At 68.6% G+C, this 26,131-nt stretch carries 24 protein-coding genes and 1 pseudogene; 9 read left to right on the forward strand and 16 right to left on the reverse strand.

Annotated elements, in window-relative coordinates; all coding sequences use genetic code 11:
- Positions 1-79: 79 nt before the first annotated feature.
- Positions 80-535: pseudogene (locus ACFWPK_RS10055) on the reverse strand (SDR family NAD(P)-dependent oxidoreductase); the annotation flags it as partial.
- A 193-nt stretch (positions 536-728) separates the two neighbouring features.
- On the opposite strand from ACFWPK_RS10055, the gene ACFWPK_RS10060 reads away from it, so the two are divergent.
- From ACFWPK_RS10060 to ACFWPK_RS10085, 6 genes are all read left to right on the forward strand, one after another.
- The gene (locus ACFWPK_RS10060; protein WP_378914253.1) at positions 729-1,784 is read left to right on the forward strand and encodes a 2Fe-2S iron-sulfur cluster-binding protein; all 1,056 of its coding nucleotides are present in this window, start codon (positions 729-731) and stop codon (positions 1,782-1,784) included.
- A 15-nt stretch (positions 1,785-1,799) separates the two neighbouring features.
- Positions 1,800-3,302 carry an MDR family MFS transporter gene (locus ACFWPK_RS10065; protein WP_378914254.1) on the forward strand — a complete coding sequence of 501 codons (1,503 nt, stop codon included), beginning with the start codon at positions 1,800-1,802 and terminating at the stop codon, positions 3,300-3,302.
- Positions 3,296-4,081, forward strand: coding sequence for a 2-keto-4-pentenoate hydratase (locus tag ACFWPK_RS10070; protein ID WP_378914255.1), 786 nt, complete (start codon positions 3,296-3,298; stop codon positions 4,079-4,081). Before ACFWPK_RS10065 ends, ACFWPK_RS10070 begins: the two co-directional genes overlap by 7 nt.
- A 52-nt stretch (positions 4,082-4,133) precedes the next feature.
- Positions 4,134-5,060 carry an acetaldehyde dehydrogenase (acetylating) gene (locus tag ACFWPK_RS10075; protein WP_378914256.1) on the forward strand — a complete coding sequence of 309 codons (927 nt, stop codon included), beginning with the start codon at positions 4,134-4,136 and terminating at the stop codon, positions 5,058-5,060.
- A gap of 12 nt (positions 5,061-5,072) precedes the next feature.
- Positions 5,073-6,107 (forward strand): 4-hydroxy-2-oxovalerate aldolase, encoded by a 1,035-nt coding sequence (gene dmpG / locus ACFWPK_RS10080; RefSeq protein WP_378914257.1) that lies wholly within the window; start codon positions 5,073-5,075, stop codon positions 6,105-6,107.
- A gap of 169 nt (positions 6,108-6,276) precedes the next feature.
- Entirely contained in the window at positions 6,277-6,903 is a 627-nt protein-coding gene (locus ACFWPK_RS10085) for an SRPBCC family protein (RefSeq protein ID WP_378914258.1), read from the forward strand.
- A 15-nt stretch (positions 6,904-6,918) separates the two neighbouring features.
- Here the strand turns inward: ACFWPK_RS10085 and ACFWPK_RS10090 are convergent, their stop codons facing one another.
- A complete protein-coding gene (locus tag ACFWPK_RS10090) occupies positions 6,919-8,190 on the reverse strand; it encodes a glycosyltransferase 87 family protein (RefSeq protein ID WP_378914259.1) in 1,272 nt (423 codons plus the stop codon).
- A gap of 119 nt (positions 8,191-8,309) precedes the next feature.
- Entirely contained in the window at positions 8,310-8,741 is a 432-nt protein-coding gene (locus ACFWPK_RS10095; protein WP_378914260.1) for a MarR family winged helix-turn-helix transcriptional regulator, read from the reverse strand.
- A gap of 58 nt (positions 8,742-8,799) precedes the next feature.
- Here ACFWPK_RS10095 and ACFWPK_RS10100 point away from each other — a divergent pair, with 58 nt between their 5' ends.
- Complete coding sequence (locus tag ACFWPK_RS10100; protein WP_378914261.1) at positions 8,800-9,819, forward strand: hypothetical protein; 1,020 nt, start codon at positions 8,800-8,802, stop codon at positions 9,817-9,819.
- Between the two features lie 230 nt (positions 9,820-10,049).
- Entirely contained in the window at positions 10,050-10,904 is an 855-nt protein-coding gene (locus ACFWPK_RS10105) for a type IV pilus biogenesis/stability protein PilW (protein WP_378914262.1), read from the forward strand.
- On the opposite strand, the gene thpD is transcribed toward ACFWPK_RS10105, so the two are convergent.
- The 5 genes from thpD to ACFWPK_RS10130 form a co-directional block, all read right to left on the reverse strand.
- Positions 10,901-11,827 carry an ectoine hydroxylase gene (thpD, locus tag ACFWPK_RS10110; RefSeq protein WP_378914263.1) on the reverse strand — a complete coding sequence of 309 codons (927 nt, stop codon included), beginning with the start codon at positions 11,825-11,827 and terminating at the stop codon, positions 10,901-10,903. The genes ACFWPK_RS10105 and thpD overlap by 4 nt on opposite strands.
- Positions 11,811-12,215, reverse strand: a complete 405-nt coding sequence (locus ACFWPK_RS10115) for an ectoine synthase (protein ID WP_378914264.1) — start codon at positions 12,213-12,215, stop codon at positions 11,811-11,813. The genes thpD and ACFWPK_RS10115 overlap by 17 nt, the downstream gene beginning before the upstream one ends.
- Positions 12,212-13,480 carry a diaminobutyrate--2-oxoglutarate transaminase gene (gene ectB / locus ACFWPK_RS10120; protein ID WP_378914327.1) on the reverse strand — a complete coding sequence of 423 codons (1,269 nt, stop codon included), beginning with the start codon at positions 13,478-13,480 and terminating at the stop codon, positions 12,212-12,214. The genes ACFWPK_RS10115 and ectB overlap by 4 nt, the downstream gene beginning before the upstream one ends.
- Positions 13,480-14,031: a diaminobutyrate acetyltransferase gene (ectA, locus tag ACFWPK_RS10125; protein ID WP_378914265.1), complete on the reverse strand. Its 552-nt coding sequence runs from the start codon at positions 14,029-14,031 to the stop codon at positions 13,480-13,482. The genes ectB and ectA overlap by 1 nt, the downstream gene beginning before the upstream one ends.
- A gap of 68 nt (positions 14,032-14,099) precedes the next feature.
- Positions 14,100-14,813, reverse strand: coding sequence for a response regulator transcription factor (locus ACFWPK_RS10130; RefSeq protein ID WP_378914266.1), 714 nt, complete (start codon positions 14,811-14,813; stop codon positions 14,100-14,102).
- Between the two features lie 201 nt (positions 14,814-15,014).
- Between ACFWPK_RS10130 and ACFWPK_RS10135 the strand changes: the two genes are divergently transcribed.
- Complete coding sequence (locus ACFWPK_RS10135) at positions 15,015-15,959, forward strand: threonine/serine dehydratase (protein ID WP_378914267.1); 945 nt, start codon at positions 15,015-15,017, stop codon at positions 15,957-15,959.
- A 312-nt stretch (positions 15,960-16,271) separates the two neighbouring features.
- Here ACFWPK_RS10135 and ACFWPK_RS10140 read toward each other — a convergent pair whose 3' ends face one another.
- The 8 genes from ACFWPK_RS10140 to ACFWPK_RS10175 are packed head-to-tail and all read right to left on the reverse strand — an operon-like array spanning position 16,272 to position 26,050.
- Positions 16,272-17,126: an SDR family oxidoreductase gene (locus tag ACFWPK_RS10140; RefSeq protein WP_378914268.1), complete on the reverse strand. Its 855-nt coding sequence runs from the start codon at positions 17,124-17,126 to the stop codon at positions 16,272-16,274.
- A 33-nt stretch (positions 17,127-17,159) separates the two neighbouring features.
- Positions 17,160-17,918 carry an FHA domain-containing protein gene (locus ACFWPK_RS10145; RefSeq protein ID WP_378914269.1) on the reverse strand — a complete coding sequence of 253 codons (759 nt, stop codon included), beginning with the start codon at positions 17,916-17,918 and terminating at the stop codon, positions 17,160-17,162.
- Between the two features lies 1 nt (position 17,919).
- Entirely contained in the window at positions 17,920-19,209 is a 1,290-nt protein-coding gene (locus ACFWPK_RS10150) for a VWA domain-containing protein (protein WP_378914270.1), read from the reverse strand.
- A complete protein-coding gene (locus ACFWPK_RS10155) occupies positions 19,206-20,216 on the reverse strand; it encodes a PP2C family protein-serine/threonine phosphatase (protein ID WP_378914271.1) in 1,011 nt (336 codons plus the stop codon). Before ACFWPK_RS10155 ends, ACFWPK_RS10150 begins: the two co-directional genes overlap by 4 nt.
- Positions 20,213-22,651 (reverse strand): tetratricopeptide repeat protein, encoded by a 2,439-nt coding sequence (locus ACFWPK_RS10160; protein WP_378914272.1) that lies wholly within the window; start codon positions 22,649-22,651, stop codon positions 20,213-20,215. The genes ACFWPK_RS10155 and ACFWPK_RS10160 overlap by 4 nt, the downstream gene beginning before the upstream one ends.
- Positions 22,648-23,820, reverse strand: coding sequence for a hypothetical protein (locus tag ACFWPK_RS10165; RefSeq protein WP_378914273.1), 1,173 nt, complete (start codon positions 23,818-23,820; stop codon positions 22,648-22,650). The genes ACFWPK_RS10160 and ACFWPK_RS10165 overlap by 4 nt, the downstream gene beginning before the upstream one ends.
- Positions 23,817-24,788 (reverse strand): glutamate ABC transporter substrate-binding protein, encoded by a 972-nt coding sequence (locus tag ACFWPK_RS10170; RefSeq protein WP_378914328.1) that lies wholly within the window; start codon positions 24,786-24,788, stop codon positions 23,817-23,819. Before ACFWPK_RS10170 ends, ACFWPK_RS10165 begins: the two co-directional genes overlap by 4 nt.
- Positions 24,779-26,050 (reverse strand): hypothetical protein, encoded by a 1,272-nt coding sequence (locus tag ACFWPK_RS10175; RefSeq protein ID WP_378914274.1) that lies wholly within the window; start codon positions 26,048-26,050, stop codon positions 24,779-24,781. Before ACFWPK_RS10175 ends, ACFWPK_RS10170 begins: the two co-directional genes overlap by 10 nt.
- Positions 26,051-26,131: the final 81 nt, after the last annotated feature.

Consider the following 26,131-nt stretch of genomic DNA (forward strand, 5'->3'; position numbering starts at 1 on the left):
TCCCGCGCGCGCCGAGCTCGTTGGCCTGGGGGCGGCCCTCCCCGAACACGGGGTGCTGGCCGGGCTAGTAGGGCGGGGCGGCCGCCCCGCCGACGATGCCGCTGGTGGAGCTCACGATCACGACCGAGCCGCCGTCGCTCAGCGCCGGAACGGCCGCGCGCACGGTGTGCCACATGCCGGTGAGGTTGATGTCGATGGTGCGCTGCCAGGCCTGGTCCGACAGTTCCCAGGACAGGCCGAGGTCGCTGTAGATGCCGGCGTTGGCCACGATCACATCGAGGCGGCCCAGTGCGGCGACGCCATCAGCGACCGCGGCGTCCAGGGACGCTTGGTCGCGCACGTCGGCGACGCCGGTGACGCACAGGCGCCCCGTTGTCTCCACTTCCTTTGCCGTCTCGGCCAATTCGGCCGCGGCTGCTTCGATGTCGAGTGCGATGATGTCGGCGCCTTCCTCGGCCAGCCGACGGCAATGGGCGCGGCCCATTCCCCCGGCCGCGCCGGTCACCAGCGCGACGGTGTTCTGCATGCGGTTCATCGGGTGCCCCCGGAGAATCTGGTGTCCACGGGCCCGACGCTAGGGTTCGCGCCCGGCGCATCCGCCCTGGTCTTCCCGGTCAGCGGGCAGTGCGCGGCGATCTCCCGGCCACCGGGAGCCATGGGGTCCGCGACGCCCGCGAGCCTGCGACGGTTGCTCCGCAACGCCGGTTCTGTGATCGAGGAGGACACCAGTGACGAGGGCGACTGTCGACGTTCCGCGTGGCTCGCGGGTGGTGACGCTGCGCGTGTCCGCGGTGATCGAGGAGACCGCGGACGCGCGCTCGCTGGTGTTCGATGTGCCCGACGCGGTCGCCGACCGTTTCGCCTACCGGCCGGGCCAGTTCCTCACCGTGCGTATCCCGAGCGAGCGGACCGCGCCGGTGGCGCGATGCTACTCGCTGGCGAGTTCGCCGTTCACGGGCGATCCGCCGCAGGTCACGGTGAAGCGCACGGCCGGCGGCTACGGCTCGAATTGGTTGTGCGACAACGTCTCCGTCGGCGACATGCTCGACGTGCTGCCGCCGCAAGGAAGCTTCACCCCGACCTCCCTCGACACCGATCTGCTGTTGTGGGCCGCCGGTAGCGGCATCACGCCGGTGATGTCGATTCTGCGGTCCGCCCTCGCGCACGGTACGGGCCGGGTGGTCCTGTTCTACGCCAATCGCGAGCAGGAATCGGTCATCTTCGCCGATGCCCTGCGCGACCTGCTCGCGCGGTATCCGGGTCGAATTACCGTGGCGCACTGGCTCGAATCGCTCCAAGGCCTACCCACCACCGCACAGCTGGCCGAGTTCGCCGCGCCGTTTTCGGCCTTCGAGTCGTTCGTGTGTGGGCCGGGCCCGTTCATGTCTGCGGTGACCGAGGCGCTGTCCGGGGCCGGGTGGCCGCGCGAGCGCGTCACCACCGAGGTGTTCGTGTCGCTGTCCGGAGATCCCTTCACCGAGCCCGAGCCACTCGACCCCGCCGACACCGAGGACGCCGCGCACGTGGAGGTGGAGCTCGACGGTGCGGTGCACGCGCTGAGCTGGCCGCGCTCGCGCACCCTCGTCGACGTGATGCTCGCCGACGGACTCGATGTCCCCTATTCCTGCCGTGAAGGCGAATGCGGTTCGTGTGCGTGCACCGTCGTCGACGGTGAGGTCACCATGACCAACGCCGCGATCCTCGATCAGGACGACATCGACGCCGGTTACGCCCTGGCCTGCCAGGCTCGTCCGCGGTCCGATCAGGTCCGTATCCGCTTCTGAGGCGAAAGGTGTGCTGTGGCAACCGATACCGCGCGATCCGAGGTCGGATTCGGCTCGGACCGTGGGCCGGTGCTCGCCTCGCTGATGCTCGCCACCGGACTCGTCGCGCTCGATTCGACGATCCTGGCGACCGCGGTGCTGTCGATCACCGACAGTCTCGGCGATTTCACGCTGTTCCCGTGGCTGTTCACGATCTATCTGCTCGCCCAGGCGATCACCGTGCCGATCTACGGCGCGCTCGCCGACATGTTCGGTCGCAAGCCGGTGATGCTGTTCGGCATCGCGGTGTTCGCGGTCGGCTCGCTGCTGTGTGGGCTGGCGAGCAGCATGCTCGCGTTGATCGTGTTCCGCGCCGTCCAGGGCATCGGTGCCGGTGCGATTCAGCCGACGACCATGGTCATCGCGGGTGATCTGTACACGCTGGCCGAACGTGCCACTGTCCAGGGGTATCTGGCCGGGGTGTGGGCGATGGCGTCGGTGACGGGCCCGCTGCTCGGTGGCATCTGTGCCGATTACCTGGGCTGGCGGTGGATCTTCCTGGTCAACCTGCCGCTGGCCGCGCTCGCCGCGTGGATGCTGGTCCGCAATTTCCACGAGTCCGTGCCCCGGCGTCACCGCAGGGTCGACTACGCGGGTGCGGTTCTGCTGACGCTCGGTACGGGGGCGCTGGTGCTCGGGCTGCTCGAGGGCGGTCACGCCTGGGCGTGGGGGTCGCCGGTCGGCTTCTCGGTCTTCGGGTGCGCCGCGCTGTCGCTCGTGCTGTTCGCTGTCGTCGAATCACGTGCTACGCACCCGATTCTGCCGCTGTGGGTGTTCACCCGGCGGGTGGTGATCGCGAGCTGTGTCGCCGCGATGCTGGGCGGGGCGCTGCTGTTCGGGTTCACGACGTATGTGCCGATGTTCAATCAGGGCGTACTCGGTACGAGTGCTCTGGTCGCGGGGCTCGTCACCGGCGCCCTCACTCTCGGCTGGCCGTTGGCGGCCGCTCAGGCCGGGAAGGTGTATCTGCGCTTCGGGTTTCGCACCTGTGCCGTGCTCGGCAGTACCGTCGCGGCGATCGGCGCGGCGACGACGCTGTCGCTCGATGAGACGTCGGCGCTGTGGCAGGTCGCGGCCTCGTGTTTCGTGGTCGGCGCGGGCATGGGGCTGGTGGCCACACCCACGCTCATCGCGGCGCAGACGAGCGCGCGGTGGACCGAACGCGGCGTCGTCACCTCGGCGAATCTGTTCGCGCGTTCGCTCGGCAGCGCGGTGGGGGTCGCCGCGTTCGGTGCGGTTGTCAACGCGCGCCTCGGTGAGGTGGATGTGCCTTCGCCGCAATCACTTTCGGCCGCAGTGCATCTCGTGTTCGCTACCATCGTGGTGATGACCGTCGTGCTGGTGGCCGCGTGCGCGACGATCCCCGGGCGGCCCTCGCAATTACCTGTCCATCCAGCGGGAGGGCCCGTCGCTGTGCACGGTCTCGACGACGAGCATGGGGTGGAATCACCAGAAGAGAAGAGGGAGCCAGGATGCTGACAACCAGCGTGCGCGCCGAACTCGCCGCCGAACTGGCGCGGGCGGAGCTGGATCGGGTGGCCGTGTCCCCCATTGTCGACCGGTATCCGGACATCGATGTAGTGGACGCTTACGAGGTCCAGCTGCTCAATATCCGGCGCAGGCTGGATGACGGCGGGAAGGTCGTCGGGCACAAGGTGGGGCTGTCGTCATTGGCGATGCAGCAGATGATGGGTGTCGATGAGCCCGACTACGGTCACCTGCTCGCCGACATGGAGGTCTTCGAAGACGTCCCCGTTCAGACCTCGAAGTTCCTGCTGCCCCGGGTGGAGGTCGAGGTCGGGTTCATCCTTGGCGCCGATCTGCCCGGTGAGGACTGCACCGAAGCCGACGTGCTCGCCGCGACCGTCGCCTACGCGCCGTCGATCGAGTTGATCGACTCCCGGATCACCGACTGGAAGATCGGCTTGGCCGACACCATCTCCGACAACGCCTCCTCGGCGGGGTTCGTCCTCGGCAAGGAACGCGTCGCTCCCGGTGACATCGACATCACCGCGATCGACGCCGTGCTCACCCGCAACGGTGAAGTCATCGCCGAAGGCCGCAGCGACGCGGTCCTCGGCGATCCGGTGATCGCGGTGGCCTGGCTGGCCCGCAAGGTCGCGACCTTCGGGGTGCGGCTCAAAGCCGGTGACATCGTGTTGCCCGGTTCCTGCACCCGCGCCATCGACGCTCGACCCGGCGACGATTTCCTCGCCGACTTCACCGGACTCGGCTCCGTCCGTCTGTCGTTCGCCTGAGCCGACCCCACCCTGTCGGCCTGCCCGGCCGCATTCCTCGAGGAGGACAACCGTGTCCAACGGTACCGTCACCGCCGCGATCGTCGGATCCGGCAATATCAGCACCGACCTGCTCTACAAACTCCTGCGCTCGGAAGCCATCGAACCCCGCTGGATGATCGGCATCGACCCCGACAGCGAGGGGCTCAAACGCGCCCGCGGGCTCGGCCTGGAAACCTCCGCCGAAGGCGTCGACTGGCTGCTGGCCCAGGACACCAAACCCGACATGGTCTTCGAAGCCACCTCGGCCTACGTCCACCGCGCCGCCGCACCCCGATACGCCGAACTCGGCATCCGCGCCATCGACCTCACCCCCGCCGCCGTGGGTCCGGCCGTCGTGCCGCCGGTGAACCTGGCCTCACTGCTGGAAGCGCCGAACGTCAACATGATCACCTGCGGTGGACAGGCAACGATCCCGATCGTCGCCGCCGTCTCCCGCGTCGTCCCGGTCCCCTACGCCGAGATCGTTGCCTCGGTTTCATCGAATTCCGCAGGCCCGGGTACGCGGGCGAATATCGACGAGTTCACCAAGACCACCAGCCGTGGTGTGGAAACCATCGGTGGTGCTCAGCGCGGCAAGGCGATCATCATCCTGAACCCGGCCGAACCGCCGATGATCATGCGCGACACCATCTTCTGCGCCATTCCTGACGACGCCGACCACGACGCGATCACCACCTCGATCCATCAGATGGTCGCCGACATCCAGCAGTATGTGCCCGGCTACCGACTCCTCAACGAACCCCAGTTCGACGAGCCCTCTGTCGTTTCCGGTGGGCTGGCGAAGGTGTCGGTGTTCGTCGAGGTCGAAGGCGCAGGCGACTTCTTGCCGCCCTACGCGGGCAACCTCGACATCATGACCGCCGCCGCGACCCGCGTCGGTGAGGTCGTGGCCGAACAGATCCTGGCCCTGCGGCCGCCGCAGACGAGCCGGGCGTAAGGAGACTCGACCATGCCATTCTCTGCCGAACTCGACATCCGGATCACCGACACCTCCCTGCGTGACGGCTCCCACCACAAACGCCACCAATTCACCGCCACAGAGGTCCGCGATATCGTCGCCGCCCTCGACGGTGCCGGTGTCCCCGTCATCGAGGTCACCCACGGTGACGGACTCGGTGGTTCCTCGTTCAACTACGGGTTCTCCAAAACCCCCGAACAGGAACTCATCACGATCGCCGCCCAGACAGCCAAGAACGCCAAGATCGCGTTCCTCATGCTGCCCGGCGTCGGCGTCAAAGAAGACATCAAGATCTCCCAGGACAACGGCGCCTCCATCTGCCGGATCGCGACCCACTGCACCGAAGCCGACGTCTCCATCCAGCACTTCGGCTTCGCCCGCGACCTCGGCCTGGAAACCGTGGGGTTCTTGATGATGTCGCACACCCAACCCCCCGAAGTACTGGCCAAGCAGGCCCGGATCATGGCCGACGCAGGCTGCCAGTGCGTCTACATCGTCGACTCCGCCGGCGCCCTTGTCCTGGAACAGGTCTCCGACCGCGTCGCCGCTGTCGTCGCCGAACTCGGCACCGACGCCCAAGTCGGATTCCACGGCCACGAGAACCTCGGCCTGGCCGTCGCGAACTCCGTCTACGCCGTCCGCGCGGGTGCCACCCAGATCGACGGCTCCACCCGCCGTTTCGGTGCGGGCGCGGGTAACACCCCGGTCGAGGCGTTCGTCGGTGTCGCCGACAAACTCGGCATCACCACCGGTGTCGACTTCTTCGCCATCGCCGACGCCGCCGAAGACGTCGTCCGCCCGGCCATGCCCCAGGAATGCCTCCTCGACCGCCAGTCCCTGATGATGGGCTACGCGGGCGTGTACTCCAGCTTCCTCAAGCACGCCGAACGCCAAGCCGAACGCTACGGCGTCTCCGCCGCCCAGATGCTCGTCCGCGCGGGTAAACGCAAACTCGTCGGCGGCCAGGAAGACCAGCTCATCGACATCGCCCTGGAACTCCAGCGCAAAGCCTCTGTCACCGCCTGACACAGCACATTCACAATCATCGCCCCGCGTGAACCTCACGTGGGGCGATGGTGACTTTCCACTAAGAACGCGGCGCCGAAATGGTCTTCCTCGCGAGATCCGCTGTCCGGATGGACATTTCGCGCCGATCGGCTAGCGTCTCTGGCACGCCGTCCGGGACGAGGTCGACGTGCGATCACCGCACGCCGTGTCGGCGATGAAGTGGGGGATCATGGCCCAGCGGAGCAATCGCAGGCGACGGACCGATCAGCTGATCACGCCTGACCCCACACCCTCCGCCGGCGTGGACTACGTGCTCGTCAGCGGTGCGGTCTCCCTGCCTGTTTCGCCGGAAAGGCTGTGGGATGTCGTGTCCCAGCCGCAGGAGATCGCGTCCTGGCTGTCGGAACTCCACGCCTGGACCGGCCCGGCAGCAGATCGAGTCGATGCCGGTGACGAACTCGCCGCGCAGATCCAGCTGTTCCACATGCTCCACGACGTGCGTCTGGTCGTCACCGAATACCACCCGGCCCGAAGCTGGACGATGACGTGCAGTGCGGTGGCCGGTATCGCTGTCACCTTCACGGTGGAACTCGAGTACCTGCGTGAGGTATCCCGCGCCACGCTGCGAACCGGTCTGCACGGCACGGCGTTACGAGATGCCGATGCCGTCGTGCTTCGTCACGCGATCCAGTCGGAACTGGACTCGAACCTTCGTCAGCTGGCCGAGATCGCCAACCCAGAGGGAATCACGACCCTGCTCCCAGCGGCCGTCGGTCACCACTCGACCCGGGATGACGCCGCCGGATTCGAGTGACGATCAGTCGTCACCCTAGGCGACGCGCGCGGGCTCCTCGACCACCGTCGGCGCCGCCACGGTCCGCGCCTGCCTGCGTCCGGTGACGAGGAACAGCACAACGAGCCCGACAGCCAGCCAGACATAGGTGTCGCCGATGATGTGCTGATCCCACGTCCACGAGGTCTCGCGGTGCTCACCGTCGGGCAGGAAACTGTGCGGTGCGATCACGAAGACGGCGGCGACGCCGACGGCCGTGGCATACCAGCCTCGGGCGCTGCTGACGGGCAGGGTGCGGGCATGGCAGACCATCGCCAGCAACGCGGGCGCGATCCAGACCCAGTGGTGCGACCACGAGATCGGCGAGAGCAGCAGCGTGAAGACCGCGTTGAGGGACAACGCCATCGCGGGGGCGTCGGCGGCCTTGCGCATCGCGGCGACGACGAGGACCAGCAGCAGGGCGCCCAGCACGAGCCACAGGGCGTCGAAGGGCAGGCCGGTGATGTGGAGGCGGGCCATGACGGCCTGGATCGACTGATTGGTATGGAACGCCGAGCCGCTCAGGCCCGAGACATTGCCGAGGCCACCGAACCAGTAGCGGGTGGATTCGGTGGGCAGGAACGCGAAGGACGCGATGGTGGCGATCGCCCCGGTGCCCGCGGCGGTCGCGGCGGCCTTGTAGTCCTTGCGGACCAGGAAGTAGAGAACGAAGGCGGCGGGCGTGAGCTTGATGGCGGCGGCCAGGCCGATCAGCATGCCGCGCGGGTAGCGGGTTTTCGGGAGCAGGCAATCGGTAGCGACCAGCACCATCAGCAGGAGATTGACCTGACCGAAGTCGATGGTCGAGCGGACCGGTTCCAGCAGCATCGCCAGCGGGAGCGCGCAGGCGGTCACCAGCAGGGCGGCCTGCTTGCGATCCGGGTGGTAGCGGCGGGCGACCAGATACAGCGTCCAGGCGACGGCGGCGATCGACACCACGACGTAGAGGATCTTCGCCGTGCCCCACGGCAGCAGCGCGAACGGCGCGAGCGCGATGGCCGCGAACGGCGGGTAGATGAAGGGCAGGCCGATACCGATCGTGGTCTTGGGCAGCTGGCCGTACATGTCGGCGCCGTCGCGCATCGCCTCGATGCCGAGGCGGTAGACCTGGAGATCGATGAACCCGTCGGAATAGCGCTCGAAGGGCCACAGCGGCGTCCTGACACAGACGACCGAAACAATGGTGAGCAACACCGGCACCAGCCACCATGCTCGATTGATCGGGCGTGGGGAATTCTCTTGCACGGGGTGGGTGGTGTCACTACTCATCCGCGGCGACTATACCGACTCGCGCGCGTCGCCGGGGCACCGCCCGTCGGCGGGAGTGACGCGGGCAATAGCCAGGTGGATGCCCACCGGGAGACCGCCCGCGCCGAATGCCGGGCTGGTCAGTCGCCGCGGTTGTAGCGGGTCAGGTAACCGGCCATGGCCGCGACATCCTCGTCGGTCCAGTCGGCGAAACGCGCCTGGAAGGCCTCGCGGCGGCGACGTTCGGCCTCGCGGGCGACCGTTCGGCCCGCGGGGGTGGCGTGCAGGACGTGATTGCGCCGGTTGCCGGGGTCGACGGCACGTTCGAGGTAGCCGAGCTGCTCGAGCGCGGCGACCTGCCTGCTGACGGTCGATTTGTCGAGCAGGAACTGTTCGGCCAGGTCGGTGGCCAGGCAACCGTCGCGCTCGAGGATCAGGTCGAGAATGCTGTAGGCGACCAGGCTCAGCTCGGGGTGCAGTTCGGCGGCCCGGCCGCGGGCACGCCGGGCGAAGGCGGTGAGTTCCCGCTGGATGGTGTCGACAGCCTGGGTTCTTGTGTCCCGCGCGTTCATGGTTGTATCCTACAACCATATTTAGTTGCATTTACCAACTGTTCGGAGATTCCCCTCGATGACTCGCACACAGTTCCGGCACCTCGCCGGACATCTGCTGACGCGGCTGCTGATGTGCCTCGGGATGGCCTTCGCCTACCTGGGCGCGTTCCATCAGCCCGAGCCGAACAATCTGGCACTCGCTGTCGTCGGTGACTCCCCGCAGACGATGGTGCTGGCGCAGACGATGAAGGACAAGGGCGGCGCCGGCCTCGACATGGTCACCATGCCCGACCGCGAAGCGGCCGTCAGCGCGCTCCAGCACCGCGAGCTCATCGGCGCCTACGTGCCCGACGCCGTGAAGCCCGAACTCCTCGTCGCCACAGCGAGCTCCGATACCAGCGCGATGGCCGCGGAGGTGGCGTTCCGGTCGGTGTCCGATCATCAGGGCGTGCCGCTGGTGGTCACCGACGTGACGACCAAGGCCGGTGGTGATCCGACAGGTCAGGGCATCTTCTTCCTGCTGGTCGCGCTGAGCGTCGGCGCCTACGGCAGTGTCGCCGTGATCGGCGCCGCGGGCGCGATGTTGCGGATGCGGGTGCGCGCCGCGGTCGGCGTGGTGACGGCGCTGGTCGTGAGCCTCATCGGAGTTCTCGTGGCGGGTCCGGTATTCGGTGTGATCGACAGCGACTCGGCGAGCGTGCTCGGCATTGCCTGGCTCTACGCCTCTGGCATCATCCTGATCGGCATCGGCCTGCACACGTTCCTGAAGCGCTGGACCACGCTGGCGCTGATCACCCTGTTCGTGATGCTGAACTTCACCACCTCCGGCGGCGTCTACGGGCCCGAACTCCAGAACGGCTTCTTCGGTGCGCTGCACTCGTTCTGGAACGGCGCCGACTTCGTCGAAGGCCTGCGCGACCTGCTCTACTTCGACGGTGGCGCCGGGTTCGGTGCCCGCCTGTTCGGCCTGTTCGCCTGGCTGGCGGTCGGTGTGGTGCTCGTCGTGGTGGCGGGTCGGCACGAGGCACGCCACGCGCCGAAGCCGATCGCGCCTGCCGCGGTCGAGGAGGAGATCGGCGAGTCGGTCGCCGTCTGACACCCACGCCCGATCAGTCGGGTTACGCCCCGGCGAATCCCATTGCCCGACATCCGGACACACAGTTCCGGACCCGGTCACCAGTGGTCGCCGGGGCACTGTTGCAATCGGCGGCGATGTAGCCGAGAATCAGCCACGGCTGCGCGTAGAGGCGAGTACGGTGTAGCGCGCAACCGCGGACCGTCTGGCGCCGCGAGGGGGTTCGACAGCGGAAAGTGTGGGTGCCACCGATGAATGATCCCGGCGCGCAACGCCCTGGCGAACCGGTGCCGCTCGATCAGCGCTACCAGGGCGCCGATCCGATCGAATGGTGTGGCGCGGCGGTGTATCCGATGTACACCGAGGCGCTGCCCGCCGGGACGACGGCGGTACGTCTGCGCGCGCTGTCGGTGATGGCGCCCGAGGATGTGACGGGCCTCGGCCTGGGGCTCTCCGTCCATGACGGGCACGTGAATCTGAACGGGAAATCGCTGGCGGGCGTCGACATCTGGTCCGACGCACTCGCCGAAGGCATCGACATCTCGGTGACAGCGGACGCGCCCGACGCGCTGTTCACGCTCACACCCGTCTGGGTGGCCGAGTCTGGCACCCACCAGTCCTGGACGGGCAACTACGGCATGGTCGTCGACCTGCTCCCCGACGGGGCGTCCACGCTGTGGTGCAGCACCGGGCCCGGTACCCCCGATTTCAACGAACTCGTCGTCGAACTCAGCACGGGCCCCGCAGAACCGGCTCCCCCGGTGGTTTCCACCGAACCCGAAGCCCCCGCCGCGAAATCCGATCCCCCGCCGGACCTCTCCAGCGCACCCGCCGACCCACCGACTCCCCCGCGACCCGCCGGCCAAGGTGTCGGCGGCGCCCTCCACGATCTCGGGACCGCCATGCACGCACGCGGCGAACACGATTCGGCCCGCGCCCTGTGGACCCAGGCCGCAGAGGCAGGCCACAGCGGGGCCGCCTTCGACCTGGGCACCCTGCTCCTGCAACAAGGCGAGCGCGCCGCCGCCGAACAATGGTGGAAGGCCGCCGCCCACGACGATCCGCGGGCGGCGGCCTCCCTGTCCGCATTGTCCGAACAGCCCTAGGGCACCTGATCCGCCAGTACGGCAACCGGTTCCGATGCGACTTCACGCAGTGGGGTGAAGTCGCGGGCGGCGATGTGTTGCGGGCGGCGCTGAGGTGCCGCGAAGGGCTCCGTCAGCGTGTTCTCCACGCTGTTGAACACCAGGAAGATGTTCGAGCGCGGAAACGGGGTGATGTTGTTCGACGAGCCGTGCATCATGTTGGAGTCGAACAGCAGCGCCGAGCCGGCCCGCCCGGTGAACTGGGTGATGCCGTAGCGCGCGGCGAGGAACGTGATGTCGTCGGCGGTCGGAATCCCGATTCGCTGCTCGCGCAACGACTCGCGATAGTGACCGCTCGGCGTTTCGCCCAGGCACGGCACGAAGGTGCGGTGTGAACCGGGCATCAACATCAGGCTGCCGTTGAACGGGTAGTTGTCGGTCAACGCGATCGACAGACTCACCGCGCGCGGGGTCGGCATGCCGTCCTCGGCGTGCCAGGTCTCGAAATCGGAATGCCAGCCGAAACCGCTCCCACCGAAACCGGGCATGTAGTTCACCCGGGACTGATGCAGGTACACCGGCGAACCGAGGATCTGCTCGGCGAGCCCGGCGATCCGCGACTCGGCGATCAGCTCCGCGATCGGCTTGCTGAGCCGATGCACCTGGAACACCGAACGCACCTGCCCCGCAACGGGTTCCACGATCACCCGTTCGTCCCCGTAGAGCAGCGGGTCGGCCGCGAGGTGGCCGACCTCGGCGCCGAACGCGGCCACCTCGTCGGGGCTGAGCAGGTCGGGGATCGTCGCGAAGCCGTTCGCGTCGAAGCCGGCCAGCTCCGGTGAGGTGACCGGGCCCCACGCCGTCGGATCGGTGCGTTCGATATGCGGGGCAGGTTCGGACAACCGGGTCGGGTAGCGGTCGAGCTGGTCAGACACTGGCGGCATCCTCCTCGATAATCAGCGGATACACCCCGTTCTCATCGTGTACCTCGCGGCCGGTAACCGGCGGATTGAAAACACAGAGCATCCGCAGCTGGGTGCGGGCGGTCACCTGATGACGTTCGTGGCCGTCGAGCAGGTACATCGAGCCCGGGCCCAGCTCGTAGGTGGTCTCGTTGTCGAGATCGAGCAAACTGCCCTCGCCCTCGACCAACCACACCGCCTCCACGTGATTCTGGTAGTGGAACTTGTGGACGGTGCCCGCCTCGATTGTCGTCTCGTGGAAGGAGAAACCGACCTTGTCGCCGCCGAGCACGATGCGCTTGCTGCGCCAGCCCGGCCCTGCCACATCGCGTTCGGTGTCGGTGATCTCCGCTGTGGTGCGCACGATCATGCGGCACCACCACAGACGGTGTCGATCGAGGAGACCAGTACCGACAGGCCCTGATCGAGTTCGTCGCTGCCCAGCGTCAACGGCGGCAGCAGTTTCACGACCTCGTCCATCGAACCCGAGGTCTCCACCAGCAGACCCTGTTCGAAGGCGGTGCGGCACACCTTGCCCGCCTGCGACGGGTCGTCGAAGACGATGCCGTGCACCATGCCGCGGCCACGGGTGGACACCCCGGCATGTCGCTGCGCGACCGCGCTCAGCGTGCGGCCCACGTAGGCGCCGTTCTCGGCGGTGCGCTGGGCGAGCTTGTCGTCGGACCAGTACTCGCGCAGGGCGGCGGTCGCGGTGACGAAGGCGGGGTTGTTGCCGCGGAAGGTGCCGTTGTGCTCACCGGGCGCCCACTGGTCGTGCTCGGGCTTGAGCAGCACCAGCGCCATCGGCAGGCCGTAGCCGCCGATTGACTTGGACAGCGTCACGATGTCGGGGGTGATACCGGCGATCTCGAAGGAGAAGAACGGGCCGGTACGCCCGCAGCCCATCTGCACATCGTCGACGATCAGCAGGATGTCGCGCGCGGCACACAGTCCGGCCAGGTGACGCAGCCATTCGGCGCGGGCCAGGTTGACCCCGCCCTCACCCTGCACGGTCTCCACGATCACCGCGGCGGGGCGATCGAAACCCGAGGAGCTGTCGTCGAGGACGCGCTGCATCCAGCCGAAGTCCTCGATGGTGTTGTCGAAGTAGCCGTCGTAGGGCATCGGGGTGGAGTGCTCGAGCGGCACACCGGCACCGGCCCGCTTGGCGGCGTTACCGGTGACCGACAGCGCGCCGAGGGTCATGCCGTGGAAGGCGTTGGTGAAGCTCAGGATGGTCTTGCGCCCGGTGACCTTGCGGGCCAGCTTGAGCGCGGCCTCGACGGCGTTCGCGCCGGTCGGGCCGGGGAACTGCACCTTGTAGTCGAGCCCACGCGGCGAGAGCAGATTGTCGCGGATGGTTTCGAGCAGTTCGCGTTTGGCCACGGTCGACATATCGAGACCGTGGGTGATGCCATTGCTGCCGATGTATTCCAGCAGCGCCTTTTTCAGAATCGGGTTGTTGTGCCCATAGTTCAACGCGCCTGCACCCGCGAAGAAGTCGAGGTATTCGCGGCCTTGCTCATCGCGCAACCAGGCGCCTTCGGCGGTGCTGAAGATGGCCGGCCAGTCACGGCAGTATCCGCGCACATTCGATTCCATAGCCTCGAAAATGCTGGTGTCGGTGGTCGTGATCATCGTCGTTCCTCCTGGCGCTGAGCCGGTGAAATCACATACAGCAGCTCTGCCTCGTGTGAATCGGGGAAATCGTTTTCTTCGAACAGGTCCTCGGTGCGCAAATCGGCACCGCGTTCCCGGGCCACCGCGGAGAACAGCGCATGTGAGGCGGTGTTTCCGGGTGAGATCGTGGTTTCCAAAGTGGTGATGCCCGCTTGTGCTACCGAATCGAGCAATGCGTGCAGGATGGCGCCGGCCAGGCCGCGGCCACGGCATTGCGCGTCGACGGCGATCTGCCACACGAACAGCGTGTCCGGAGCTTCCGGACGCACATATCCGATGACGAACCCGACGGGCTGACCGTCACTTTCGGCGACGAGCGAGGTCGCACTGAAATCGCGACACCACAGCAGGTACGCGTAGCTGGAATTGACGTCGAGTACCTGCGAATCGCGAGCGATCCGCCACAGCTGAGCACCGTCGCCCAGCCGCGGATGACGCAATCTCGTTTCCGAACCAGGGCCCGCCGCACTGGCGGCCGGCTCGATGGACATGGTGGACGTTGTCATATATCTAACGTGCCCAGCCGACTTTGCGGTCTTTGTGTCGAGCTCTTTGCGGTTGTATGACGAATCGTTTACTGCGACTGCACGTCGAGGCGATACCCGAGACCACGCACGGTAACCACGATGCGCGGGTCGGACGGGTCGCGTTCGATCTTGGTACGCAGGCGCCGCACGTGGACGTCGACGATGCGCTCGTCACCGAAAAAGCCCTGATCCCACACTCTTTCGAGCAGCACGGATCGGCTCAGCACCCGCCCAGGGGTTTCCGCCAATTCACACAGCAACCGGAATTCGGTGACCGTGAGGTGGATCTCCTCGGCACCGCGGCGCACCGCGCCCGCGTCGGCCGCGAGCACCAGCGGAGCGTGCGGATCGGCGTCGAGCACGGCCTCGGGGGTCGTGTCGCGGTCGGCGGTGATGCGGGCGCGACGGCGGAGCGCGCGCATCCGGGCAGTGATCTCCTTGATTTCGAACGGCTTGCTCACGAAGTCGTCGGCCCCCGCCTCCAGGGCCGCGACCACGTCGTGGGTGTCGTAACGGGTGCTGATCACGATGATCGGCACGTCGTGGTCACGACGGATCTCCCTGATGCAGTCGAAGCCGTCGGCCTCGCCGCGCATCAGGTCGACGATCATCAGATCGGGTGGCCCGTCGTTTCGCAGCCGATCGAGGGCGTCGGAGGGTACGCCTGCCTCGGCCACGGCATACCCTTCGTCTTCCATCGCGCGACGCAGGTCGCCGCGCATCTGGACATCGTCGTCCACGATCATCAGGTTCGCGCTCACTGTGCACATCCTTTGCTGACACGCCGGGCGTGTGCCGGTGCACTGGGGGGTTTCGCGTCCCCAGACCGACACGACTACCCGCCTTCGAGCTTGTTACCGATCTGTTATGTACCCAGACTCCCCCCGGCGTAAACCCGTCGTAATAATTCGCCCGGTCAACAGGCGGTTCAGCGACGCCGATCCGATGGCATAGTCGAGGGCGTGACCCCGACTTTCGCTGACATCGAAGCCGCTGCCGCGCGCATCGACGGGCTGGTTCGCCCGATCACCGTCGCACCCGCGGAACCCGGCCCGGATCCGCTCTGGTTCGCGCTGGAGTTCTTGCAGTTCACCGGCACTTTCAAGGCGCGTGGCGCGCAGAATTTCGTGCGCGCGCACGCCGCTGCCGGGACGTTGCCGACGGCGGGTGTGACGATCGCCTCGGGTGGCAACGCGGGGTTGGCGTGCGCGTGGGCGGCCCGCGAGGCGGGGGTGCCCGCGACGGTGTTTCTGCCCGAGACCGCTCCCCCGGTCAAAATCGGTCGACTTCGTGACTACGGCGCGCAGGTGCGACTGATCGGTCCGGAGTACAAACAGGCGCTGGCCGCGTGCCGGGAGTTCGCCGAGACCAGTGGTGCACTGGCCGCCCATGCCTACGACCATCCGCTCATCGCGGCGGGCGCGGGCACGCTGATGCGCGAGATCCAGGCGCGGATACCCGATCTGGATACGGTGCTCGTCGCCGTCGGTGGCGGCGGGTTGTTCACGGGAACAGCTGTCGCCGCACAGCATTTCGGGATTCGCACAGTGGCCGTCGAGCCCCAGGGCAGTCGATCGCTGAATGCCGCGCTCGAAGCCGGTCACCCGGTGGATGTCACCGTCGACTCGATCGCCGCCGACTCTCTCGGCGCGCCGAACGTGTCGGCGATGGCCTTGGCCGCGGCCCAGCATCCGAGTGTGCGATCGCTGCTGGTGCCCGACGAGGCGATCCGCGCCGCCAGGCAGCAGTTGTGGGCCTCCCATCGCATCGCCGTCGAGAACGGCGCGGCCACCGCGCTGGCGGCACTGCTCGACACCGGTTCGGGCCCGGCCTATCGGCCCGAGCCCGGCGAACGAGTGTGCGTGATCCTGTGCGGGGCCAATACCGACCCGAGTGACCTCGTCTAGCCGACCATGGCTACTTCAGAGCGGTCGCGATGCCAGCAGCGAAAAAGTGCGCGGGATCTTCGATTTCTGCTCTTCGGGGATCCAGGGCATTGCAGTACTCATCGCGATGCTCGGTAACCTCTCGATGCGCGGCCCCGCGTTGATCAGGGCCATGATGATTTTCGATTGGGGTGTCCCTCGAAGATGTAGACCCGCCCGCCGGGCGCGAGGAGCCTGGCGACGGTGCGGCGCCAGGCCGCGATGTCGAACAACCCAATGAGCGCTCCTCGGCCCGCATAGACGAGGTCCATACCTAGGCCCGAGCGATCTCGCTCAGCGGACCAGGGCGTTCTTGTCGGCGTAGTTGGTCATCGCGTTGTTCAGGCCGCGCATGGCCAGGGTGTAGCCGTACGGGAAGTAGCGCTGGCCCCAGTGGGCGAACTGGATGTCGCGGGAGGTGTACACCCAGTAGCGATTGCGCTCGACACCCTTGATCACCGCCGTGGCGGCCTGGTCGGGGGTGACGGCGTGGCGCATGAACAGGCGGATCGCCTTCTGCAGTGCGGCATTGTCACGGTCGACGCCCGCGATGTCGATGCTGTCGGCCATCGGAGTGGCCATCGCGCCGGGGCAGACCAGGCTGACGCCGATCTTGTGGCGGCGCAGGTCGAATCGCAGCACCTCGGAGACGCCGCGCAGGCCGAACTTGGTGGCGCTGTAGGGGGCGTGCCACGGTAGGCCGAAGATGCCCGCCGCCGAGGACACGTTCACCAGGTGACCGCCGCGACCCGCGCTGATCATCGGGCGCACGAACTCCTCGATGACGTGGATCGGGCCCATCAGGTTGATGTCGACGGTGCGGCGCCACTGCTGGGGGGTGAGCTTGTCGACGGTGCCCCAGGTGGCGATGCCCGCCACGTTCATGACGATGTCGACGTGGCCGACGGCCTCGAAGGTGTGGGCGGCGAGGCCGACGACCGCGGAATGGTCGCTGACGTCGGCGGCGTGCGCGAGATGCACCGTCGCGCCGGTCGCGCGCAGTTCCTCGGCGGTGGTGGCGAGCGCGTCGGCGGTGATGTCGGTCAGGACGAGAGACGCCCCTTTGGCGGCGGCCGCGAACGCCGTGGCGCGGCCGAGGCCACTGGCGGCACCGGTGATCAGGCAGGTCTTCCCGTCGAACTTCGTCATGGTCCCGACCCTACGTTTGGTGAACAGCTGCGTCTACGGTTCCGCGGTGATCGCGATGGTGGTCCAGCCGCCGACGTGGATCCGGCTGCCTTCGCCCACGGCGACCGCCTGCTGCGGAGTGATCGGTGTTTCGGCGCCGTCCAGGCTGGTCCCGTTGGTGGAACCGAGGTCGGTGAGGGTGAGCGCGCCGCCCCGATCGACCTGGATCATCGCATGCGCGCGGGAGACACCGATATCCGCGGGGGCGATGCCGAGGTCGATCTCGGGCACGATTCCTTGCGAGGCCGATCGTTTTCCGATCAGGAACTGGTTGCCACGCAAAATGATTCGGCGTTCCGGATAGAAGTCCGGGAATTCGACACGTTCGGCATCGGGCCCCTTGCGGGCTTGGACGCGCGCGTAGAACTCGCGGTCGGCGAAGATCCGGGCGACCCACAGCCTGGACCGGCCACTGTCCGGGGCCGCGCCGGTCGCGATCAGCGTGGCGTCGAATCCACCCTGATGGTCGGGTCGCGCACTCGCCCATGACGGGTCGGCCGACTCGGGCCGCATACTCGCCCGCGTCGGGTCAGCCGATGCCGGTCGGTCACCGGCTCGCGGGGTGGCGGCCGGTGGCGGCAGGGCCGAGTCGTGGCCGCATCCTTCGCAGAAGCGGCCGCTGGTCGGCGCGTGGCAGTGGGGGCACAGGCGCAGGTCCGCCGGATCGGGCGCGGGCGCACCGCCGAGTGCCGATCCGCACACATCGCAGTAATCGGTCGACAGCGACTGGTGTCCGTCCGCGCACATCGGCATATCAGCCGCCCTCCGGCCGCACCCGCGCGGTCTTGGTGGAGCGGATGTCGAGGGCCAGTTCGTCGGCCGCGGCGACCTGGCCGCGCAGCTTCACGGTGCCGTCGTGCTCGACTTCGACCACACCGCGCAGCAGTTTGGCGGTGGATTCGTGCCCGGAGGCGGCGGCCAGTTCCACCGCGCGCCGCAGTTTCGCGGTCGCGGTCGTGACGTCGCCGTTGCGGCGCGCCGCCAAACCCTCCTGGACGGCCTGGGCCAGTTCGACCTGGCCGGTGTAGTGGGCGACGCGGGTGCTGATGCGGGTCGACAGGGTCGAATCGGTGGTCCAGACGGCGCGCACGAGGCCCTGGCCGAGAATCTCGGCACCGGCCAGCACGCTCAACCGCGCGGCCAGCTTCTCCCGGCCCGGTGCGGCGGGTTCCAGTTCGATCTGCACGTGGTACTCGCGTTCCTCGGCCGCCCACGACGACAGCGGGTACTCCCCCACCTGCGCGCCTGCGTCGGTCCGGCGCCCGGTCAGATCCTCGAGCACCGGCGAGACCTGCTTGACCATCCGCACCCGCGCACCGGCGGGGGTCCAGACCTTCAGGGTCAGTTCCGGGATCACGCGGGCGGCCGACGAGCGCATCATCGCGGCGAAGTCCGCGGCCAGGTCCTTCGGATCGGCGACGATATTCGCGTCACCGGACAGTTTCGAGGCGATCTTGCGCAGTTCCTCGGCAACCCAGTCATCGCCCACACCGCGGCAGTCGCAGACGAAAAGCCCTTCGGCGCGGTCGAGTTCGGTCGCGAGCTCCTGCGGCGTCTCGTGTTCGTTCTTGCCGTCGGTGAGCAGAATCGCGTGGGCCTGCGCGCCGGGGTGCGCGGCGGCGACCTGGCGGGCCAGCGCCAGCCACGACCCCATCGCGGTGCCGCCGTCGGGACGCAACCGATCCAGGGCCCGACGGGCCGAGCCCCGGTGCGCGCGGTCGGCGGGCGCGGACATGCTGTTGTCGGTCGGGTAGATCATCCGGGCCGCTTCGGTGCCCTCGATGATGGCGAACGCGGTGCCGTCGGGGATCTCGTCCAGGGCCGTGCGGGTGGCGTTGCGCGCGTTCTCGAATTTGCGCTTGTTCCCCATCGAGCCGGAACAGTCGATGATCAGGATCTCGAGCCGCGGCGGCGGTGCCGCGACGGCGGCGAGTTCGGGGCCGGTGGTCACCGTCAGCACCGCGTCCACCACGCTCGCGCCTTCGGCGAGGAATTCGTTCTGGTCGACGGCGATCGAGATACCGGCTGTCTCAGGGGAACTCATGACACTCCTGGTTCGGGCGATCCGGCGACGGGCACCGGAGCCAGTGCGACCGTGATGTTGTCGCTGCCCCCGCTGTTCAGGGCGAAGTCGGCGAGCGCGCGAGCGGCGGCCTGCGGCGAGGTCTCGACGGTGAAACCGGCGAGCGCGACCGCCTCCGGCAGGTAGTTCCACAGGCCGTCGCTGCACAGCAGCAACGTGCCCGGTTCGGTGGCGAGCATGCGTTGCAGGCAGTTCGCCGACCACGGTGCTTCGCCACCGTCGGCGCCGAGCCAGCGCAGCAGGGTGTGGGCGCGCGGGTCGTTCATGGCGGCGGTCTCGTCGAGGGCGCCCGCGTCGACGAGTGCCTGGGCCCACGAATCGTCGACGCTGAGCCGGCGCGAGGCGGTGGGATCGCCCGCGGCGAGCCAGAAGGCCCTGCTGTCACCGACATTGGCGACGGTGATGTCGGTGCCGAGGTTCGTCTCGCGCACGATCGCGGAGACGTAGGTGCACGACGGCGCGTATTCGGGGGTGCGTGACATGCCGCGCACCGCCGCGGTCGCGGCTGCCAGACCGGCCATCGCGGCGTCGGAGTCGGCCCGGCCCTCGGCCAGGGCGGCCAGGGCGGCATCGACGCCGGTGCGGGCGGCATTGCCGGAGGCCGCTTGCGGATCCTGGGAGGTGGACACGCCGTCGCTGACCACGATCACCCGGATGCCGTCGCCCTCGCGCACCGCGGCCGCGACCGCGTCTTCGTTGCGGGAGTGACTGATTCCGCGGTCGGTGAGGACATACACCGCGCCGAGGTCTTCCTCGAAGCGGTCCGGGATGGGCTTCGGGCTGCCGCATTTGACGCAGTAGCCACCCTCGTAGCGGCGTTCACCGCAGGTCGAGCACTGCGGCACCGCGACCGGATCATGGACGGGCAGAGCGACTTTGCGCACGCCGAGTTCGCGGCCGCAGCCTTCGCAGAAGCGGTGTCCCGACCGTGCCGAGCCCGCGCAGTCGGCACAACCCGGCGCCGTCACAGGGTGGTCCTCGGGCGCACCGAGTTCGCCTGGTCCACCAGGACGAATCGGGTCCACATGTCGTCGGCCTCGCGCGCCAGTGTCCGCAAGCATCGTTCCAATCCCGTCCGCACGCCCTGTTCGGTGAATTCCACGTCCAACAGCTTGCCTGGTGTGCTCGGCCGCTGTCCCGACCGGATCCAGTTCAGTGCCGCCTCGAGGACGAACATGCGCACCTGCGCGGTGCGCTTGCGCGAGTCCAGGCGCAGCTGGTCGACACGCTCGCCGGTCCGGCGCAGCAGCGCTTCGTCGAGGTCGGCCGGATCACGGTGCGTCAGCAGGGTTTCGACGGCGGAGACCCTGGCCTCGGTGAACATCGAGGAGGTGCGATCGACTTGGTCGAGGACCGCTACCGCGCCCGTGCGGTCACCACTGGTGCGGCGCAGCCGGGCGGCGCCGAAGGCGGCGGACAGGAAGGTGTGGTCGGTGCGCCAGACCACTTCGTAGAGCGCCAGTGCGCGGCTGAGCTCGAAGGACCCGGTGTCCAGGTTCTCGGCGCGGGCGGCCTCGGCGGCGAGCTCCAGTGTGGCCGCCATGGCGAGTTTCGGGGCGGGTTCACCCGGCAGCGCGTCGTAGACGGACTCGAAATCCGCTGCGGCAGCCGAATAGTCACTGGTCAGCAGGGCGGCCTGGGCTCGATACCAGACGCGGCGCCAGTCGAATTCGAGCTCGGCGTCCAAGGCGGCCAGACGGGTCAGTGCCGCAGCCGCGTCGCCCGCTTCGAGCTCGGCGCGGACCAGTCGCAGCGGGATCTCGACCGACTCGCCGGATCCGGTGACCACCGCGCGCAGTCCGGCGGTGAGGGCCTGCTCGAGCTCGGCCGGGGTCGCGGCGTCGGTGGTCGCGAGCAGGGCGGCGCCGCTGTCGCCGGGGTCGACCAGTGGGGCGGGCAGGCCGGTGATGAGGGCGGCCGGTTCGGGTGTGACGCTGTCGATGCCGAAGACAGCACGGGCGGGCCCGAACTGGCTCGACATGCCGGGGCGCGGGATGCCGTCGCCGGTCGCCAGCACTTCGCGCAGGACACCGGTGAGCTGGTCGGCCATTTCGCTCGTCGAGGCGAAACGAGCCAGTGGGTCGGGGTCGGTGGACCGCTGCAGGAACCGGTGCAGCGAATCGTGTTCGGCCAGTAGTGGTTCGGTGTCGGGGCCGGGGATCGGGCCGAGTTTGCCGTCGACGGAGGGCACTCGCATCATCAACACGGCCAGTGTGCGGCCCGCGGTGTAGATCTCGGTGGCGACCGTCGGCCCGGTCTCGGCGATCTCGGGCGCCTGGTAGCCGAGGGTGCCGTAGATGGGGCTGGTGCGGTCGTCCATCGCGATGACCGCGCCGAGGTCGATCAGCTCGAGACGTTCCTCGGTCTGCATCACATTGTCGGGCTTGAAATCGCAGTAGGCCCAGCCACGAGCGTGCAGATAGCCGAGGGCGGGCAACATCTCCAGCACGTAGGCGATCGCCTGCGCGGGCGGCAGATAGCGCTGGGTTTCGGCGCGGTGGGCGCGCAGGATCTGCTTGAGCGAGGTGCCGCCGACGTAGGCCATGACGATGTAGCCGACGGGCTCGCCGTCGGCGTCGGCGTGTTCGGTGAAGTTGTGGATCTTGACGATGTTGGGGTGGTCGACCTCGGCCAGGAAGCGGCGCTCGGCCAGCGCGGCGGCCAGCGCGTCGGCGTCGCCGGTGTCGATGAGGCCCTTGAGGACCACCCAGCGCTTGTTGACGGCGCGATCGGTGGCCAGATAGATCCAGCCGAGACCGCCGTGCGCGAGAGCGCCCGCCACCTCGTACTGGCCGCCGACGAGATCGCCTGCACGCAAACGTGGCACAAACGAGTAGCGGGTGCCACAGTGTGGGCAGAACCCGGAGGTGCGACCGGGAACACCGGCCTGGCCACGGCCGACGGGCTTGTCGCACTTGCCGCAGAAGCGGTCGGATTCGGGCACCTGGGGGTCGACGAGCACGGCCGTGGCCGGGTCGACCCGCGGGACCGGCGGAACTTCGACGAGTCCGGCGCCGAGCCTGCCGCGCGCGGCCGAACGTGCCGAGCCCGAACGGGTCCGGACCGAACGACTCGAGGTGCGGCCGCTCGCGCTGACCGTCGAAGCGGACGGGCTGTGCATCGGGCCCGTCACAGTGGCCGGAGCGGTCCCGCAGGTGTCGCAGTAGCCGTCGACGATCGTGCCGCCGCACTCGGGCTCAGCACAGGCGCCGGGCACCGGCACGGGCGGCGGTGGCGCCTGACCGTTCCCGCTGCGCGGTTGCGCTGTGGTGCGCCCCGACCGGCCGTTGCCCGCGGGACGGGCCTGCGGTACCGGTGGTGCGGTCGCGACGGGCGCGGTACCGCACAGTGCGCAGTAGCCGTCCTCGATCGTGCCGCCGCACCCCGGTTCACTACATGTCATGCTGTCCGCCCCGCTTTCTCCCCGATGATCGAACGATAATCCGCGACCGCCCGGGTGACCGCGGCCAGATCGCACGGTGTGCGGGTGAGTAGACCGGCCGCGATCCGGTCGGCGGCGAGCACATCACGGTCCTCGCTCACGCCGAGCCGAGAAGCCTTGGCGCGGTAGGCCGTGAGCCTGCCGCGCAGTTCGGCGCGCCGGTCGAGCAGTCCACGCGCCAATTCGTCTCGCTGCGTGGCCTTTTCGGTGGCGCCGCCGGTGCGCATGCGCAGCGCGAGGAGGTGTTCCACCGTCGGGCGGTCGGGCGTATCGCCGAGGGTGTCGAGTTCGGCGCGCAGCCTGGTGGCCGGTTCGCCGCCGTCGGGCAGCTCGCCGGTCGCCACCTTGTGCGCGGCCTGGGTGGCGGTGTCGTCGGCGCGATGCTGGAGTTCGCCGAGATCGGCCAACCGCGCGCGCAGGGCGGCGACGGCGGCCGGGAGGTCGGCGGCAACGGCGAGATGTTCACTGTGGCGGGCGGATTCGGTGTCGATCAGCGCGGTGAGTGAGGCGAGCGCGGTGTCGATCTCGCCGGGTCCGAAGCCGAGCGGATCGGTGCCCGCGCGACGCAAGAGGGTGGCCAGTGGTTCGGTGGCCGCGTCGAGTGCGCCGCGGGCTTGTTCGACGCGCTGTTGCAGCGGGGCGAGCGCGCCGAGTACCCGCCCGTCGACCGCCGCGACCTCGTCGGCGAACGGGGCGACGAAGGCGAACGCGGCGCGCATGCGGTCCAGGCAATCGGCGATGCCGACCGTCACGATGGTCTCGCTGGGACCGGTGAGTCCACGCTGCGCCAACGGAATCGGGATCCTCGCCACCTCGTGCGGGCGGCCGCGCAGCAGCTCGGTGAGCCGCCCGCGTGAGCGGTCGTCGACCTTGCCGTGCCCGCCACGCGTTGTCTCGGCTTCGGCGAGGATGGCGCGCACCCGCCCCAGGTCCTCCCAGAGTTCGCCCAGCGCCTTCTCCACCGGCGCCCAGCGGCGTGCGGTCTCCCCTGTCGGCGGGTAGCGGCGCACCAGTGCCAGGCCGGGGTGGCGGTCCAGTTCCAGCAGCGTCGTGGTCACTTTCGCCAATTCCGCCGTGCGCCCGGCCAGTTCACGATCGATCTCGAGCACGCCGAGCATCGGCCAGGTCATCCGACGTACCTGGGCACCGGCGGGCCTTGCGAGGCGCCGAGGGTCGACAGGTGCTGGGAGTAGATCCGCTGCCAGGTGCCGTCGTTGCGGGTGCGGTCGAGCACACCGTTGACGAAACGCACCAGCTCGTCACTGCCGCGCGGCACACCGACCGCGTACGCGCCCGCGCCGATCGGATCGCCCACGATCTCGAGATTGTGGTCCTGGGCGACCAGACCCGCCAGGATCGGCTCGTCACCGCTGATCGCGTCGACGGTGCCCTGCTGCAGGGCGACCAGGCAGTCGGTCCAGTTGGTCACGCCGAGCACGGTCGGTGGCGTCGGCAAGGTGAACAGCGGTGCGGCCGCGGTGGTGCCCTTCGCCACGCACACCCGCTTGCCCGCGAGCCCGGCCCCGTTTCTGATTCCCGCGCCGTGGGGAGCCGCGATGCGTTGCGCCGCACGGTAATACACGCTGGAGAAGTCGACCTCACGGCGGCGTTCGCAGGTCGCCGAGAAGGTACGCACGATCATGTCGACCTTCTTCTCCTGCAGCAGCGGGATCCGGTCGGCCGCGGTGACGGAACGCAGTTCGATCTTGTCCGGGTCACCGAACAGGTCGCGCGCGATCTCCCTGGCGAGGTCGATATCGAACCCTTCGAGCCTGCCGGTCGAGGGATTGCGGAACCCGAACATGTAGGTGTTCTGATCGACGCCCACCCGCAGCCTGCCGTTGGCGACGATCGCGGCCATCGCCGATCCCACCGGCATCGCACCCGGTCGCGGCTGGGTCGTCGGCGCGAGCGTCGCTTCGGTATCGCAGGTTCCGGTGCCTTCGGCGGCCGGTGCCGAGGTGATCGCTTCGGCACCGGGCAAAGGTGGGGCCACCGCGGTGGCGGCGATGCTCGACGGTTCGGGTGCGTCGGCGCAACCCGCGACCAGCGCGAGGGCCGCGGCGAGCGCGACCAGCAGGGGACGCCTCACAAGAATTCCTTCAGTCGTGGCCAGAGGCCGGAGATCACCGCGCCTGCCGCGGCCAGCAGCAGGATGAGGGTGCCGAAGGGGCTCAGGGTCAACGATGTTCCGGCGGCGGCGACGCCGTCGCGCAGGTCGTCACGGGCCTGGGCGAGGTCGTCGCGCAGTTCCTGGTCGAGGCGGGCGAAGCTGGTGGCCGAGCTGTCGGGGCCGGTGCCGATCGCCTGGGTGACCGCGCCGGGATAGTCGGCCTTCTCGTAGGCGGTGCGCTGGGCGTTGTGGCCCGCGCTCCAGTTCGTCAGCGCGCGTTCGGCATCGGAGTCACCGCCGCCGGCCGCGGTGAGGCGCCCGCGCAGGTCGTCGCTGTGGGTTTGGAAGGCCCTCTCGGTGGCGGTGATGTCGCCGCGGGTGATCAGGGCCAGGGTTTCGTCGGTGCGGGCCTGCTGGGCCAGGATGCGGGCCCCTGCCAGGTTCTCCACGCGCGCACCGGCACCGGAACTGCCGCTGTCAAGCAGTTGCGCTGCCGTCCAGGTGGCGCCCGCGGTCCACAGCAGGGCAACCACGGCAGCCAGCCCGGCCATGGCCATACCGGTGTTCACCAGGCGGTTGGTCCGGCGCAGCAACACGATCGACCCGACCGCGCACACCGCCAGGACGAGCAGCAGGAGCACGATGCTCGTCCACGGCAGCGTGCCGATGCGCTGCTGGTCTTCACGCACGGCGGCGAAGCGGGCCTGGCTGAGTTGTTCGGCGTTGGGCAGCAGCGAGGTCTGCATCAGATCCGAGGCCTGGCGCAGATACGCCGACCCCACCGGGAAGCCCTGACGGTTATTGGCGCGGGCGGTCTCGACCAAACCCGTGTAGGTCGGCAGGTCGGCGGCGATCCGGGCAACGATCGCCCTGGTCTGCGCGTCGGTGGCACCGGCGGTCGCTTCCGCGAGCGCGGCGGCGGCTTCGGCGAGCGCCTGCTCGTAAGTGTCTCGTACCTGCGGTGATTCGATGCCGCCGGACAGGAAGGCCGTCGCCGCGCCCGCGTCGGCCGCCGAGAGCGACACATACAGACTCTGCGCGGCGAAGGCCAGCGGCTCGGTCCGATCCAGCACCTGTTCGGTGCGCACGATCTTGGCGTCGAGCTGTCGGCCCGCAGTCGATCCGGCGACCAGACAGGCCACCGTCGTCACGACGAGGACCACCCCGATCACACCTGGTGTCGTCGCGGCGAATCGCCGCAGCCACGTCCCCGCGTCACGGATGGTCGCCGGTAGGCGAGATCCCACACCGTCCTCCTTCATCTCCCCGGGCGGTGTCTTCGATCGCGATAGTACGGGAGCAGCTGAAAGTTCGCCCGGGTGAAGAAG

This window comes from Nocardia sp. NPDC058519, assembly GCF_042719755.1.
Classification (GTDB): Bacteria; Actinomycetota; Actinomycetes; order Mycobacteriales; family Mycobacteriaceae; genus Nocardia.